The sequence below is a fragment of the Gibbsiella dentisursi genome (assembly GCF_039539505.1).
Taxonomy (GTDB): Bacteria; Pseudomonadota; Gammaproteobacteria; order Enterobacterales; family Enterobacteriaceae; genus Gibbsiella; species Gibbsiella quercinecans.
The window spans coordinates 407,592-422,622 of sequence record NZ_BAABDG010000002.1; the positions used below are offsets into that span (position 1 = coordinate 407,592).

At 55.4% G+C, this 15,031-nt stretch carries 12 protein-coding genes; 8 read left to right on the forward strand and 4 right to left on the reverse strand.

Annotated elements, in window-relative coordinates; translation table 11 throughout:
- Positions 1-185: 185 nt before the first annotated feature.
- The 3 genes from glnS to ABFX35_RS02320 all read left to right on the forward strand — a co-directional run bounded on the left by glnS (position 186) and on the right by ABFX35_RS02320 (position 6,417).
- Positions 186-1,850: a glutamine--tRNA ligase gene (gene glnS, locus ABFX35_RS02310; RefSeq protein WP_346078935.1), complete on the forward strand. Its 1,665-nt coding sequence runs from the start codon at positions 186-188 to the stop codon at positions 1,848-1,850.
- Positions 1,851-2,303: 453 nt separating this feature from the next.
- Entirely contained in the window at positions 2,304-3,695 is a 1,392-nt protein-coding gene (chiP, locus tag ABFX35_RS02315) for a chitoporin ChiP (RefSeq protein ID WP_346078937.1), read from the forward strand.
- 64 nt (positions 3,696-3,759) lie between these two features.
- The gene (locus ABFX35_RS02320) at positions 3,760-6,417 is read left to right on the forward strand and encodes a beta-N-acetylhexosaminidase (RefSeq protein WP_346078939.1); all 2,658 of its coding nucleotides are present in this window, start codon (positions 3,760-3,762) and stop codon (positions 6,415-6,417) included.
- Between the two features lie 94 nt (positions 6,418-6,511).
- Here the strand turns inward: ABFX35_RS02320 and fur are convergent, their stop codons facing one another.
- The 4 genes from fur to ybfF form a co-directional block, all read right to left on the reverse strand.
- On the reverse strand, positions 6,512-6,958 hold the full coding sequence (fur, locus tag ABFX35_RS02325) for a ferric iron uptake transcriptional regulator (protein ID WP_121553026.1): 447 nt from the start codon (positions 6,956-6,958) through the stop codon (positions 6,512-6,514).
- A 330-nt stretch (positions 6,959-7,288) separates the two neighbouring features.
- Entirely contained in the window at positions 7,289-7,816 is a 528-nt protein-coding gene (gene fldA, locus ABFX35_RS02330) for a flavodoxin FldA (RefSeq protein ID WP_095845450.1), read from the reverse strand.
- A 232-nt stretch (positions 7,817-8,048) separates the two neighbouring features.
- Positions 8,049-8,336 (reverse strand): LexA regulated protein, encoded by a 288-nt coding sequence (ybfE, locus tag ABFX35_RS02335; protein ID WP_279027061.1) that lies wholly within the window; start codon positions 8,334-8,336, stop codon positions 8,049-8,051.
- A gap of 252 nt (positions 8,337-8,588) precedes the next feature.
- Positions 8,589-9,359, reverse strand: coding sequence for an esterase (ybfF, locus tag ABFX35_RS02340; RefSeq protein WP_346078942.1), 771 nt, complete (start codon positions 9,357-9,359; stop codon positions 8,589-8,591).
- A 253-nt stretch (positions 9,360-9,612) separates the two neighbouring features.
- Between ybfF and seqA the strand changes: the two genes are divergently transcribed.
- From seqA to phrB, 5 genes are all read left to right on the forward strand, one after another.
- Entirely contained in the window at positions 9,613-10,152 is a 540-nt protein-coding gene (gene seqA / locus ABFX35_RS02345) for a replication initiation negative regulator SeqA (protein ID WP_346078944.1), read from the forward strand.
- A gap of 75 nt (positions 10,153-10,227) precedes the next feature.
- The gene (gene pgm, locus ABFX35_RS02350; RefSeq protein ID WP_121553024.1) at positions 10,228-11,871 is read left to right on the forward strand and encodes a phosphoglucomutase (alpha-D-glucose-1,6-bisphosphate-dependent); all 1,644 of its coding nucleotides are present in this window, start codon (positions 10,228-10,230) and stop codon (positions 11,869-11,871) included.
- 339 nt (positions 11,872-12,210) lie between these two features.
- Positions 12,211-12,417, forward strand: a complete 207-nt coding sequence (locus ABFX35_RS02355; protein WP_095845445.1) for a YbfA family protein — start codon at positions 12,211-12,213, stop codon at positions 12,415-12,417.
- Positions 12,418-12,619: 202 nt separating this feature from the next.
- The gene (locus ABFX35_RS02360) at positions 12,620-13,573 is read left to right on the forward strand and encodes a YbgA family protein (RefSeq protein ID WP_279027056.1); all 954 of its coding nucleotides are present in this window, start codon (positions 12,620-12,622) and stop codon (positions 13,571-13,573) included.
- A gap of 16 nt (positions 13,574-13,589) precedes the next feature.
- Positions 13,590-15,017: a deoxyribodipyrimidine photo-lyase gene (gene phrB / locus ABFX35_RS02365; RefSeq protein ID WP_346078947.1), complete on the forward strand. Its 1,428-nt coding sequence runs from the start codon at positions 13,590-13,592 to the stop codon at positions 15,015-15,017.
- The last annotated feature ends 14 nt before the right edge of the window (positions 15,018-15,031 follow it).

Consider the following 15,031-nt stretch of genomic DNA (forward strand, 5'->3'; position numbering starts at 1 on the left):
GCGGGAAGAGAGCGATCTCTTCCCGCTTTTGTTATGGAAGAACGGCACAAATGCCGGGCTGTGGCTCTCTTAAGCATGAGGTGGCCGCAAGCTGCGCTTTTCGTGAAACTAACGGTTGTTTCCGGGCGTGGCTTGTTGGATCATAGGCGGTTATATGTCGCGTTTTGTCTTTGAGGAATAGAACAATGAGTGAGGCTGAAGCCCGCCCAACCAACTTTATCCGCCAGATCATTGATGAAGATCTGGCTTCAGGGAAGCACACCACGGTTCATACCCGTTTCCCGCCTGAACCTAATGGCTATCTGCATATTGGCCATGCGAAGTCTATCTGCCTGAATTTTGGCATCGCCAGGGATTATCATGGCCAGTGCAATCTGCGCTTTGACGACACCAACCCGGTTAAGGAAAACGTGGAGTTTGTTGAGTCAATCAAGCGCGATGTGGAATGGCTGGGCTTCACGTGGAGCGGCGACGTTTGCTATTCCTCGAACTATTTCGATCAGTTGTACGGCTATGCAGTGGAGTTGATCACCAAGGGCCTGGCTTACGTTGATGAACTGTCGCCTGAACAAATCCGTGAATACCGCGGCACCCTGACGGCGCCGGGTAAAAACAGCCCGTACCGCGATCGCAGCGTAGATGAAAACCTGGCGCTGTTTGAAAAAATGCGCCAGGGCGAATTCGCTGAAGGCACGGCGTGCCTGCGTGCCAAAATTGATATGGCATCGCCGTTCATTGTGATGCGCGATCCGGTGCTGTACCGCATCAAGTTCGCCCATCACCACCAGACCGGCGACAAATGGTGCATCTATCCGATGTACGATTTCACCCACTGCATTTCCGATGCGCTGGAAGGGATCACGCATTCGCTGTGCACGCTGGAATTCCAGGATAACCGCCGCCTGTATGACTGGGTGCTGGATAATATCACCATCGCGTGCCACCCGCGTCAGTACGAGTTTTCGCGCCTCAATCTTGAGTACGCGATTATGTCCAAGCGCAAGCTGAACCAGCTGGTGACGGAAAACATCGTGGAAGGGTGGGACGATCCGCGTATGCCGACCGTTTCCGGCCTGCGCCGCCGTGGTTATACCGCGGCATCGATCCGTGAGTTCTGCCAGCGGATAGGCGTCACCAAACAAGATAACAACGTGGAAATGGTGGCGTTGGAATCCTGCATCCGGGACGATCTTAACGAGAACGCGCCGCGCGCCATGGCGGTATTGGATCCGGTGAAAGTGGTCATCGAAAACAAGGGCGAAGATGTTGAGATGGTCACTATGCCTAACCATCCGAATAAGCCGGAAATGGGCAGCCGTGAGGTGCCATTTAGCCGTGAGATCTATATCGATCGCGCGGATTTCCGTGAAGAAGCCAACAAGCAGTACAAGCGTCTGGTGCTGGGTAAAGAAGTGCGCCTGCGTAACGCCTACGTGATTAAAGCCGAACGCGTTGAGAAAGACGAGCAGGGGAACATCACCACCATCTATTGCAGCTATGATGCGCAAACGCTAAGCAAGGATCCGGCCGATGGCCGCAAGGTGAAAGGGGTGATCCACTGGGTGTCTGTGGCGCACGCGCTGCCGGCGGAAATTCGCCTGTACGATCGCCTGTTCAGCGTGCCGAACCCGGGCGCGGCAGAGGATTTCCTCTCGACCATTAACCCGGAATCGCTGGTGATTAAACAGGGCTTCGTTGAGCCAAGCCTGGCCGGTGCACAACCGGAAAAAGCCTACCAGTTTGAGCGCGAAGGTTACTTCTGTGCAGACAGCCGCGATGCTGCGGCCACGCACCTGGTGTTTAACCGCACCGTCGGCCTGCGTGATACCTGGGCGAAAGCCGCAGTTTAAGTCTTTCTTTCTTCAGTGGCTAAAAAGCGCGGCGCAGGCTGCGCTTTTTTTATGTTTACGCCGATTATTCGCGGCTATTTTCGTTCATTCCCACCGCATACACTGCCTTGTGTTATTTATTTTTATTGCGAATTAACTGCATTTCCCTCTTAAGCAAGCCGGCGCCGAAGCGATGTTTCTTTGGCGCAAAGTGTTCACCCTGATTAGGTATAGTGTGATAAAAATTATTTTATAATCATATTATTATTTATCTGTCCGCCATTTGGTGCTGCGTCACATAAATTGTTACCTCATGACATACCGAGATGTGCTCTTGGTCATACTTTGATAAAAATCACGCCATTCCTCTTTGATAATTTTCAACGCGAAAGTAGTCTGTGATCAGCATGACATTGCGCGGCGTACGGCTCAACGGTGTATTCGCCGCACTTTTAACCGCAAGAGGGATTTTGTATGAAACAACAGGATGTGCGGCGCAGAGCGCTGGTGCTGGTGTTAGCCAGTGCCGCTGCCGGCGGTGGTTGGGTGGCCCCGGCCAGCGTGCAGGCCGCAGGGTTTATCGATGATGCATCGCTGACGGGTGGAGTGTACTACTGGCAGCGCCAGCGCGATCGCAAAGATGTTACCGACGGCGATCAATATAAAACCAATCTTTCCCATGCCACATGGAACGCCAATCTTGATTTCTCCTCCGGCTATGTCGCCGATATGTTCGGCATCGATTTGGCGCTCTTCACCGCCGTTGAGATGGCGGAATCCAGCGCAAGCGGTCACCCGAATGAAATCGCTTTTTCTGCGAAGAACCGCACTTACGCTGAAGATTACAGCGGCGACAAGAGCGGCGTTAGCCTGTATAAGGCCGCAGCGAAGTTCAAATCAGGCCCGCTGTGGGCGCGCGCCGGTTATATCCAGCCTAGTGGGCAAACGTTGCTGGCGCCGCACTGGAGCCTGCTGCCCGGCACTTATCAGGGGGCGGAAGCCGGGGCCGAGTTTGATTACGGCGATGCTGGGGAACTGCGTTTTTCTTATATGTGGGCCAACAAGTATAAGGCTCCGTGGCACACCGAAATGGACGATTTCCGCCAGAACGACAGAAAAACCGCGGTTGCCTACCTGCACTCCTTCGGGGCGAAATATGACTTTAAAAACAACCTGGTGCTGGAAGCCGCCTTCGGCCAGGCCCAGGGCTATGTAAACCAGTATTTCACCAAGGCCAGCTACCAGTTTTCCGTGGCGGGCAACCCGCTGACCACCAGTTACCAGTTCTATGGGGCTGAAGACCGCATCGGCAATAAAAGCGATGCCAACAGTATCTATGACGGCCTGGCCTGGCTGCAGGCGCTGACCTTCGGCTATACCACCGGCCCGTTCAACTGGCGGTTGGAAGGCACCATGGTCAAGGCCGAGGGCAACCAGGGGTATTTCCTGCAACGCATGACGCCGACCTACGCGTCTTCCAACGGCCGCCTTGATATCTGGTGGGATAACCGTTCCGATTTTAACGCCAACGGTGAAAAAGCCGTCTACGCCGGCGTGATGTATGACCTGAAGAACTGGGATCTGCCTGGTTGGGCGGTGGGCGGTTCGTATGTTTACGCCTGGGATGCCAAACCCAGCACCAACCCGGTTTACGATCAGAGCCAACGGCTCAAAGAGAGCGCTTATAGCCTTGATGCGATGTACACCGTGCAGGAAGGGCGCGCCAAAGGTACACAGTTCAAGCTGCACTTCACCCGCTATGACAACCACTCGGATATCCCAAGCTGGAGCGGGGGCTACGGCAACATTTTCCAGGATGAGAAAGACGTTAAATTCATGGTGATCGCGCCGTTTACGCTGCTGTAAGGCACACCCGCAGGGGAAAAGGCGCGATTGGCGATACTGCTGACGGATTAAGGATGAGCTGAAAATGAATAAATTTACGTTGAGAGCGCTGGCGGCGCTGATGGCAACGGTGGGCTTTGGGGCGGCGGCGCAGGCGGTGGTTGATCAACTGAGCCAACTGAAGGTTAATTACCGCATCGTGGATAATCGTGCGGGAGAGCATGGCGTGGACTGCGCCAAGCTGGGGGCGGATTGGGCGGCGTGTAACCAGGCGGTGCTTACCCTAATCAACGATGGCGCAGCGATAAAAGAAAAGGATTGGGCCATCTATTTTCACAGCATCCGCCAGATCCTGAAGGTGGATAGCGATCAGTTTAAAATTAGCTTTATCACCGGCGATTTACATAAGCTGGAGCCGACGGATAAATTCACCGGCTTCCCGGCCGGAGGGCGTGTGGAGATCCCGCTGGTGGGGGAATACTGGCAATTGTTCAACAGCGATGTGATGCCGCGCTGGTATGCCACCTCCGGTAACGCCAAGCCCAAGGTGCTGGTGAACACCGATACTGAAGATTTGCACCAGTTCCTGACGCCGTTAAGCGGCGATCAATGGAAACGCACCCAACATGATAACAACATCCTGATGACGCCGGCGACGCGCTTTACGAAAAACGCGGCGTTAAGCCGCCTGCCGGCCACGGCGCTGCGCGGGCAGATAATCCCAACGCCGCTGCAGGTGACGGTTGATCCCACTCGGGATGCCGATCTTAGCCAGGGCGTTGCACTGGCGCTTGGTGCATTGGCGGCACCGGCAGCCAGCGCCGTCATCCAGCGTTTCGAACAGCTTGGCATCCCCCAGCGTGCGGGCGGGTATCCGGTCACAACCGCGATTGACCCACACGCTTTCAGCGGCGCCGGGGCGGTGCCGGGGGCTTATACGCTGGCGATTGATAAGAGATCCGCACAGATTACCGGCTTTGATGAGGCGGGCGTATTTTATGGCCTGCAGTCTGTTCTTTCGCTGCTGCCCGCCGGTGGCGACAAAAAAATCGCCGTGCTGACGGCCCGCGATGCGCCGCGTTTTCAATACCGTGGCGTGTTCCTGGACGTGGGGCGCAATTTCCACACCAAAGACGCGGTTCTGCGCTTATTGGACCAGATGGCGGCCTATAAGCTGAATAAATTCCACTTTCACCTGAGCGACGACGAAGGCTGGCGCATTGAAATTCCCGGCCTGCCGGAGTTAACCGAGGTGGGTGGCAAGCGCTGCCACGATCTGACAGAAACAACGTGCCTGTTGCCCCAGTTGGGCTCCGGGCCGGACAGCGATAATAACGGTTCCGGCTTTTTCACCCGCGGCGACTATATCGACATCGTAAAATACGCCCAGGCGCGCCAGATTGAAGTGATCCCGGAAATTGACATGCCGGCGCACGCCCGTGCGGCGGTGGTGGCGATGGAAGCCCGCTACCAAAAGCTGCACGCCGAAGGCAAGGAACAGGCCGCTGGTGAGTACCGCCTGCTGGATCCCTCCGATGACTCCAATACCACGTCGGTGCAGTTTTACGATCGCCACAGCTACCTGAACCCTTGCCTGCCATCGTCCACGCGCTTTGCCGATAAGGTGATTGGCGAGATCGCCCTGATGCATAAAGAGGCCGGCCAACCGCTGACCACCTGGCATTTTGGCGGTGATGAAGCAAAAAATATCCGCCTGGGCACCGGCTATACCGATATCCGCCATCCGGAGCCAGGCAAAGGGGTGATCGATCTTAGCAAAGAGGACAAACCCTGGGCGAAATCGCAGGTTTGCCAGGCGATGATCGCGCAAGGCAAGGTGCAGGATATGGCGCACCTGCCGAGCTATTTCGCCATTGAGGTGAGCAAACGGGTTAACGCGCACGGCATCGAAAAAATGCAGGCCTGGCAGGATGGCCTGAAAGACGCGGAAAACGCCAAGGCATTCGCCACCAAGCGCGTTGGCGTTAATTTCTGGGATACCCTGTACTGGGGCGGCTTCGACACCGCTAACGACTGGGCGAACAAGGGCTATGAGGTGACGATCTCCAACCCGGATTATGTCTACATGGATTTCCCGTACGAAGTTAATCCCAACGAACGCGGGTACTATTGGGCGGCACGCTTTAACGATGAACAGAAAATGTTCAGCTTTGCGCCGGACAACCTGCCGCAGAATGCGGAAACCTCGCGCGATCGCGACGGTGATGCCTTCAGCGCCAAGAGCGAGAAGCCATGGCCAGGCGCCTATGGGCTGTCGGCGCAGTCCTGGAGCGAAACCGTACGTACCGACGAGCAGATGGAATATATGATTTTCCCGCGCGTCATTTCGGTGGCGGAGCGTGCGTGGCACCGTGCGGGCTGGGAACTGGATTATCAGGCCGGGCGCGAATATAAAGGTGGTGAAACGCAGTTTGTCGATCGCGCGGCGTTGGATAAAGACTGGCTGCGCTTTGCCAATCTGTTAGGGCAGCGTGAACTGGCCAAGTTGGATAAGGGTGGTATCCACTACCGCTTGCCGGTGCCTGGCGCGCGCATCGTTGATGGCAAACTGGAGGCCAATATCTCACTGCCGGGCCTGGGGATTGAATATTCCACCGACGGTGGCAAACAGTGGCGGCGCTATGACGGCAGCGCCAGGCCGAACGTTTCCGCCGGGGTGCAAATCCGCGCCGTCAGCCCGGACGGCACGCGCTTTAGCCGTAGCGAAACGGTGCAAGAGTAGTTACGCCAGCCCGCGCGCCGCGCGGGCTGCATACGCAGGCCATAAAAAAACAGCCGCATATACGGCTGTTTTTTACGGTAGGGGCAAGCACCTGTTACTTTGCGTTGTGTATCGCGTCATCTTCACGGCAATCACCGGTTTCACAGTGCCCATACAGATATAGGCTGTGGTTGGTGAGTTTGATACCGTGCCTTTTGGCAATATCACGCTGGCGCGCTTCAATAAATTCGTCGCGGAATTCGATCACTTTGCCGCAGTCCAGGCAAATCAGGTGATCGTGGTGGTGTTGCTGAGTTAATTCAAATACGGATTTGCCGCCTTCAAAATTGTGGCGGGTGACGATGCCGGCGTCGTCAAACTGGTTGAGCACGCGGTACACCGTGGCCAGGCCAATTTCTTCGCCCATATCAATCAATTTCTTATACAAATCTTCCGCACTGACGTGGTGGCATTCCGGATCCTGCAGCACTTCCAGGATTTTGAGTCGCGGAAGCGTGACTTTTAAGCCGGCCTTCTTCAATGCGGTGTTGTTGTCAGTCATGCGGATTCAGTCCTGTTACTATGCTAATCAAGTTGAGGCGTTCTCGCCTATGGCATCGGTCGGCACAAAGATATAATTGCGTCACATTATAGAACCGGTTGTGCTAAATGAAAACCGCCGGTTGTTAACAACGCTATATTTGCACTATTGCATTTTACATATGCAACGTCTTGATGAATGGGATAAACCGATGCCGCAGTTTACCGTGACGATGTGAGAAGTTACAAAATCGTAGCTTCTATTGCTTCAATTCATAATATCAATAATGACCCTGTTGACATTGCTACTATGCACGTTACAGGGCCATTATTCAACTGCCACCCACAAGGTTTAGTTGGCCAGTTCAGCCAGATTCAATTCTTCGCTGATCTGTTTGACCCAAGCGTCGACACGCTCGTTGGTCAACTCCGGCTGGCGGTCTTCATCAATGGCCAGGCCAATAAAATGATCGTCATCCGCCAAACCTTTTGAGGCTTCGAAATGGTAGCCCTGGGTTGGCCAGTGGCCGACGATGGTAGCGCCGCGTGGTTCGATGATATCGCGGATGGTGCCCATCGCATCGCAGAAGTATTCTGCGTAGTCTTCCTGATCGCCGCAGCCGAACAGCGCGACCAGCTTACCGTTGAAGTCGATCTCTTCGAGCGTAGGGAAGAAGTCATCCCAATCGCACTGCGCTTCACCGTAGTACCAGGTTGGAATACCCAGTAGCAGGATGTCGAAGGCTTCCAGATCTTCCTTGCTGCTTTTGGCAATGTCGTGAACTTCAGCCACTTCTTTGCCCAATTGTTTTTGGATCATTTTGGCAATGTTTTCGGTATTACCAGTGTCGCTGCCAAAGAAAATGCCTACAGTTGCCATATAGCGTATAACCCTTTCAATTCAATAAAGTTGTGCCGCGATAAGACGCCGATGGCGACGCAGCGCTGGGCATCCCGTGCGCCATTTTCACGCTGTTTCTTATCGGTAAACGCCTATCATGCCAGAAATTTACCCGCAGGATTTATCGCATTTATGCGATACCTAGGGGGAAGAAAGCGGGAGCGATCCGGCGTTGTCCTTAACGCCTGCGCCGCGCGCCAGGGCGGCAAGATCAGAGTTCTGGCTGTTCTTCCGCCAGTTTAGCCAACAGCATCTGCTCAATGAGTTCGCTGCGGCTGATGTTGCGCTGGTCCGCCAGTTTGTTCAGAGCGTCTACCGCGTCCGCATTGATTTTCAGCTCCACACGCCGCAAGCCACGAACCTTATCGCGCCGTAACTGATTGCGCTTGTTGATCCTAAGCTGTTCATTGCGGGAAAGCGGGTTAGTTTTCGGGCGCCCCGGACGGCGTTCATCTGCGAACAGATCCAGCGTTGTGCGATCCGTTTGTTCTTTAGCCATTGTTGCGGTAACTGCAAGGGAGTTTGTATCAAAAAGCGCTTATGCGCCTTTGGACGGTTCGGTTTACATTTTGTCGGGCCAATCAACCCTAACCCAAAATTCGCCCCCAGCCTGGCGCCGGTTAAAACGCGGAGCTTAGGCGGCAAAATTACAGCGCGCCATATTACCCCAGCAGGTAGAGCAACGACAATGCTTAACTGCGGCGCAAACGCGCTAAGCGCTTATCTTTAGCGCGTTTTTCCGCCAATTGGCTCAGGCCGGGCCGATAAATCGATGAATTGCTCTTAATACCGCCTGTGGTTTTTCGGCGTGAACCCAGTGGCCGCTGCCGGCGACGACATAGGCACGGGCCTGCGGAAACTGGCGGGTGATTTCATCACGGTAGCTGTCTTGTATATAGGGTGATAGTCCACCGCTGATAAACAGCACCGGGTGTGGCCAGGCAGGCACATCCTGCCAACCGAGAATTGCCTCATATTGTTGAATCAGCACCGGCAGGTTAAAACGCCAGGCGCCGTTGTGAAACGATTTCAGCAGGAACTGAATGACGCCTTCTTCATCAATATAGTCGCGCATCAGCAAGGCGGCCTCACGGCGCTGGGACACGTTGGCGTTGGCCACCGCCTGCAGCGCGGCGAAAATTTTGTCATGGCGGCGGGTATCATAGGCCACCGGGGCGATGTCGATAACCACCAGTTTTTCAATCCGTTCCGGCGCTATCGCCGTTAACGCCATCGCCGCCTTGCCGCCCATTGAATGACCGATGACGATGGCCTTTGCTACCGAAAGTTCGTCCATCAGGGCCAGCAGATCCTGCGCCATGGCTGGATAAGACATCTCCTCTGCGTGAGGGGAAAGCCCATGATTACGCAGATCGACTTTTATTACCGTGTGCTGTTGGCACAAATCGCGCGCCAGCACGCCCAGATTGTCGAGATCGCCAAACAGACCGTGGATCAAAATAATCGGCAGTGCTGCCGGTGCATCCGCCGGTGCCGCCAAGCGTTGATAATGTAATTTCATGGTGAAGTTGATGATTTATGGATACCAAGATTAGGGTATCATGATTGAATCAGGTTGGTCTTCCCAATGAATAACGTGGGTTTTTCATGGTAAGGCGTGGCGTTTGCCTCCGGTGGCGATAGGTAATAATCTGCTTTTGCTGCCAGATGGAACAATATTGTGTCCGCCCCTGCGCTTTTAACTTTATAATCCCATGGCTTGAATGCAGAACCTGGCTTCAGGCTTTAAGTAGAAAAAAACGTACTGGATAAAGATGAAAACTATTGAAGTCGACGAAGAACTTTACCGCTATATTGCCAGCCACACGCAACATATTGGTGAAAGCGCGTCTGATATTTTACGGCGTATGTTGAAGTTCACTGCGGGGCAGCCAGTGCGCGCTGTGCCAGTGGGCGGCAGCGCAGCGGCGGAGCCAGAGAAAAATGCGGCGCAATCGCGCCCGCGCGATCGCGTGCGTGCCATGCGCGAGCTGTTGCTGTCGGACGAATACGCCGAGCAGAATAAAGCCGTCAACCGTTTTATGCTGGTACTTTCCACTCTGTATACCCAGGATGCCGCGGGCTTTGCCGCTGCAACCGAAGCATTACATGGCCGTACCCGTACTTACTTTGCCGGCGATCAGCAAACCCTGCTGGCAAATGGGACGCATACCAAACCGAAACACGTTCCAGGTACGCCATACTGGGTGATCACCAATACCAATACCGGCCGCAAGCGCAGCATGGTTGAACACATCATGCAGGCCATGCAGTTCCCGGCGGAACTGACTGAGAAAGTTTGCGGGACTATCTAATTTAGCGAACAGCCTGACCGGTGGCCGTGCGCAGCTGTCTGCCCGGTGGCCGGGAGGGTACAGGGAGATATGCCGATGGCGAACAACCCACGTGCCGGGCAACCTGCTCAGCAAAGCGATTTGATTAACGTAGCCCAACTGGCTTCGCAGTACTATGTGCTGCAGCCGGAGGTGGGCAATGCCGCCCATGCGGTTAAGTTCGGTACTTCAGGTCACCGTGGCAGCGCTCAACGCCACAGCTTCAACGAAGCTCACATTCTGGCGATTGCTCAGGCGATAGCGGAAGTGCGCCATCAACAAGGCATCACCGGCCCTTGCTACGTGGGGAAAGATACCCATGCGCTGTCGGAACCGGCATTTATTTCCGTGCTGGAAGTGCTGACCGCGAACGGTGTTGATGTGATCGTGCAGGAAAACAACGGTTTCACACCGACGCCGGCGATTTCCAATGCCATTTTGGTGCATAACCGCGACGGTGGCGCGCTGGCGGATGGCATCGTTATCACGCCTTCGCACAACCCGCCGGAAGACGGCGGCATTAAATATAATCCGCCAAACGGCGGGCCGGCGGATACCAACCTGACCTCGGTGATCGAAAAACGCGCCAATGAACTGCTGGCGCAGCAGTTGAAAGGCGTGGCGCGCCAGTCATTGGACAAAGCTTGGCAAAGCGGCCATCTGCACGCGCAGGATCTGGTGCAGCCGTATGTCGAAGGGCTGGTTAATATCATAGATATGCCGGCCATCCAGCAGGCGGGGCTGAAGCTGGGCGTTGATCCGCTCGGTGGTTCGGGCATTACCTACTGGCAGCGCATTGCCGAACATTACAAGCTGGATCTGACGCTGGTTAACGATTCGGTCGATCAAACTTTCCGCTTTATGCACCTGGATCACGACGGCATTATCCGTATGGATTGCTCATCGGAATCGGCGATGGCCGGTTTGCTGGCGCTGCGCGATAAGTTTGATCTGGCTTTCGCCAACGATCCGGACTACGACCGCCACGGTATCGTTACGCCGAAGGGCCTGATGAACCCGAACCATTACCTGGCGGTGGCCATTAACTACCTGTTCCAGCATCGCCCGCAGTGGGGGGCTGACGTCGCCGTAGGTAAAACGCTGGTGTCGAGCGCGATGATCGATCGCGTGGTGGCTGACCTGGGCCGCAAGCTGGTGGAAGTGCCAGTGGGCTTTAAGTGGTTCGTTGACGGCCTGTTTGACGGCAGCTTCGGCTTTGGTGGTGAAGAGAGCGCCGGTGCATCTTTCCTGCGCTTTGACGGCAAACCGTGGTCCACCGATAAAGACGGCATCATTATGTGCCTGCTGGCGGCGGAAATTACGGCGGTTACCGGCAAAAACCCACAGGCCCATTACGATGAGCTGGCCGCGCGTTTTGGCGCGCCGAGCTACAACCGTATTCAGGCGCCGGCGACCCATGCGCAGAAGGCCGTGTTGGCCAAGCTTTCGCCAGAGATGGTGAAGGCCAGCACGCTGGCTGGCGATCCGATCACGGCTCGCCTGACGGCCGCGCCGGGCAACGGCGCCGCAATCGGCGGCCTGAAAGTGATGACGGACAACGGCTGGTTCGCTGCACGCCCATCCGGCACGGAAGAGGCTTACAAAATCTATTGTGAGAGCTTCCTCGGGGCTGAACACCGCGAGAAGATCGAACACGAAGCGGTGAATATCGTCAGCGAAGTGTTGGCTTCAGCCAAGTAATCCGGCTTGCAATACTAAAGGTGCGGCAGATATTGCCGCACTTTTTTTGTTCTGGCGGTGGCGAACGCCCGCACGGCGAAGGGGGTGTACCGCATGTGCAAGAAACAAAATTACAATAAAATAACCATAATAAAGTCATTTAATAACAAAAAATAAACAAATTGCCGTTGTTGATGAAAATTTGCGCATTATTTTGTTATTTAGTGGTCGGATGAGTAGTAAACTTTCATCAACTGCGATAAGATTCCCTTCAGCTTACTATTTCACCACCCACTCTTTCATTTGTTTTGCCCGCCGCGTTCCTGGCAGTTTAGCGGCCGGCATTTTTAGGAGGTTCGCATGTCTTTGTATCAGGCCTATCCCATGCATCGGATTCTCCTGCGCCGCAGCGCAGTGATTTTGCTTGGCGCTCTGGCGCTGCCTGTGATGCTGTTCCGCCGCGATCGCGCGCGGTTTTACAGCTACCTGCATCGCGTTTGGTCAAAAACCAGCGATAAACCCGTTTGGTTACAGCAGGCGGAACTGGCGGCCGGTGATTTTTACTGAGTTTCCGCGGCTTGAGCGGCCAGCGTTTTTTGGCGTGCGGCGGCTCAACCCATGCGGCGGTTGTCTTCTTCCTTCTTCTTGATGGTTTGATTGGGCGCTTTCCGCGCCTGTCTGTAAACATTCTCCCCGCGATTCTTTACCCTTAGGTCGTACTAAGCTGCGAATTCTTCTACACTTTAGTATTACTTTGAGGGAGCGAAGCATGAGTGACAAAATTCCTGTCGGTATCAGCGCCTGCCTGTTAGGCGGCGCCGTGCGTTTTGACGGTGGCCATAAAAGGCTAACGTTTGCCGTAGAACAACTCGGCGAATATGTGCAATTTTCATCCATCTGCCCGGAAATGGCGATAGGGTTACCTTCGCCGCGGCCAGCGCTGCGCTTGATTAAACAGCAGCAGCAAATCAGGCTGTGCAACAGCAATGACAGCAGCATTGACGTCACCGAGCCGATGCAGCATTTTTCCAGGCAGCAGGTCGCCGAACTGGGGAACCTGTGCGGTTACATTGTCTGTTCAAAATCGCCAAGCTGCGGCATGGAGCGGGTGCGGGTGTACAGCGAAAATGGCGACGGCGCGCGCAAAAGCGGCGTTGGCCTGTTTACCGCTGAACTGATGCGCCAGATGCCCTGGTTGCCCGTTGAGGAAGACGGCCGTTTGCAAGATGCCGCACTGCGTGAAAACTTTGTCGAGCGGGTTTATGCGCTGCACGAATTGAATACCTTATGGCGCTCTGGCCTGACGCGCGGCAAGCTGATTGCGTTCCACAGCCGCTATAAGCTCTCGCTGTTGGCGCATTCGCAGCCGGAATACCGCTCGCTTGGCCGCTTTGTCGCGGATATCGAAAAATGGGATTCGCTGGACGCCTTCGCCACGGAATACCGCAGCCGCTTAATGGCGCTGATGGCGCATAAGGCCACGCGCCGTAACCACACCAATGTGCTGATGCACGTTCAGGGGTATTTCCGTCGCCAGCTTAGCCCGGCCCAGCGCCAGGAGCTGTCGCAGCTTATCGATCGTTACCGCCAGGGGATGCAGCCGTTGCTGGTGCCTATCGCGTTGCTAAAACACTATATGGCTGAATACCCGGATAGCTATCTGGCACAGCAGCGTTACTTTGAACCCTACCCGGAAGCTCTGCGCCTGCGCTACGGCCGTTAATCACAAGGAAGCGCCTATGGCTACCCATCTTATTTGGCTGCGCAATGATTTGCGCATTACCGACAATCGTGCGCTGCACGCCGCCTGTGACGATCCCGATGCCAAGGTGTTGGCGGTGTTTATCGCTACACCAGGGCAATGGCAGCAACACGGTATGGCGCCGCGCCAGGCCGGGTTTATTCATGCCAACCTGCTGGCGCTCCAGCAGGCATTGGCGCAACGGGCAATCCCGCTGTTCTTCCACCAATGCGATGATTTTTCGGCATCCGTTGACTGGTTGGTGGCCTTCTGCCAACAACAGCAGGTGGATGCGCTTTACTATAATCGCCAGTATGAAATTAACGAGCGCCAGCGTGATGCCCAGTTGGAAGCGCGCCTGGCGGGCAACGTTGCGTGCCACAGTTTTGATGACAGCCTGCTGTTGCCGCCAGGCAGTGTACTGACCGGCAAGGGCGAAATGTTCAGGGTGTATACCCCGTTTCGCAAGGCTTTTATTCAGCGCCTGATGGCCACGGACGTCAGTTCTTTACCGGCGCCCAAAGCGCGTGGCAAAAAGATCGCGGTGTGCCCGATCGCGCCGTTTGATTACCCGCAGGCGGCGTTGAGCGATGCATTCCCCTGCGGTGAAGAGGCGGCGCTACAGCGGTTACGGGCTTTCTGCCGCGAGCAGGTGCAGGATTACGTGCGACAGCGCGATCTGCCCGCGCTGGCAGGAACCAGTTGTCTTTCGCCCTATCTGGCAACCGGTGTGATCTCGCCGCGCCAGTGCGTCAACCGGCTGCGGGCCGAATGCCCGGAGGTGTTGGAAAACACCGAAGGCGGTGCGTTCAGTTGGCTCAATGAGCTGATTTGGCGTGAGTTTTATCGTCATCTGCTGGTGGCCTATCCGGCGCTGTGCAAGCACCGGCCCTTTATTGACTGGACGGATAATGTGCGCTGGCAGGGGGATGCGGCGTTGCTGAAAGCCTGGCAGCAAGGGCAAACCGGCTACCCGATCGTCGATGCGGCGATGCGGCAACTGAATGCCACGGGGTGGATGCATAACCGGCTACGGATGATTAGCGCCAGCTTTCTGGTGAAGGATTTACTGATCGACTGGCGTGCCGGCGAGCGGTACTTCATGTCGCAATTGCTGGACGGCGATCTGGCGGCCAACAACGGCGGCTGGCAGTGGGCGGCGTCTACCGGCACCGACGCAACGCCTTATTTTCGCATCTTCAACCCGACCACCCAGGGAGAACGTTTTGATCCACAAGGCACTTTTATTCGTAAGTGGTTGCCTGAACTGGCAGACGTGCCGGACAATGATATTCATCAACCCTATCGCTGGTTGGAAAAGCAGCGGCAGCGCGTGCTGAATTATCCGCAACCGATCGTGATACATCAGCAGGCGCGGCGTGAAACACTGGCAGCTTTTGAGGCGGCGAAGCGGGAAGCGCGTTAAAGCAAAGCTGGAGT

Coding starts and splice junctions, on each gene's coding strand:
- glnS (WP_346078935.1), top strand. CDS start 186: ATGAGTGAGGCTGAAGCCCGCCCAACCAACTTTATCCGCCAGATCATT.
- chiP (WP_346078937.1), top strand. CDS start 2,304: ATGAAACAACAGGATGTGCGGCGCAGAGCGCTGGTGCTGGTGTTAGCC.
- ABFX35_RS02320 (WP_346078939.1), top strand. CDS start 3,760: ATGAATAAATTTACGTTGAGAGCGCTGGCGGCGCTGATGGCAACGGTG.
- fur (WP_121553026.1), bottom strand. CDS start 6,958: ATGACTGACAACAACACCGCATTGAAGAAGGCCGGCTTAAAAGTCACG.
- fldA (WP_095845450.1), bottom strand. CDS start 7,816: ATGGCAACTGTAGGCATTTTCTTTGGCAGCGACACTGGTAATACCGAA.
- ybfE (WP_279027061.1), bottom strand. CDS start 8,336: ATGGCTAAAGAACAAACGGATCGCACAACGCTGGATCTGTTCGCAGAT.
- ybfF (WP_346078942.1), bottom strand. CDS start 9,359: ATGAAATTACATTATCAACGCTTGGCGGCACCGGCGGATGCACCGGCA.
- seqA (WP_346078944.1), top strand. CDS start 9,613: ATGAAAACTATTGAAGTCGACGAAGAACTTTACCGCTATATTGCCAGC.
- pgm (WP_121553024.1), top strand. CDS start 10,228: ATGGCGAACAACCCACGTGCCGGGCAACCTGCTCAGCAAAGCGATTTG.
- ABFX35_RS02355 (WP_095845445.1), top strand. CDS start 12,211: ATGTCTTTGTATCAGGCCTATCCCATGCATCGGATTCTCCTGCGCCGC.
- ABFX35_RS02360 (WP_279027056.1), top strand. CDS start 12,620: ATGAGTGACAAAATTCCTGTCGGTATCAGCGCCTGCCTGTTAGGCGGC.
- phrB (WP_346078947.1), top strand. CDS start 13,590: ATGGCTACCCATCTTATTTGGCTGCGCAATGATTTGCGCATTACCGAC.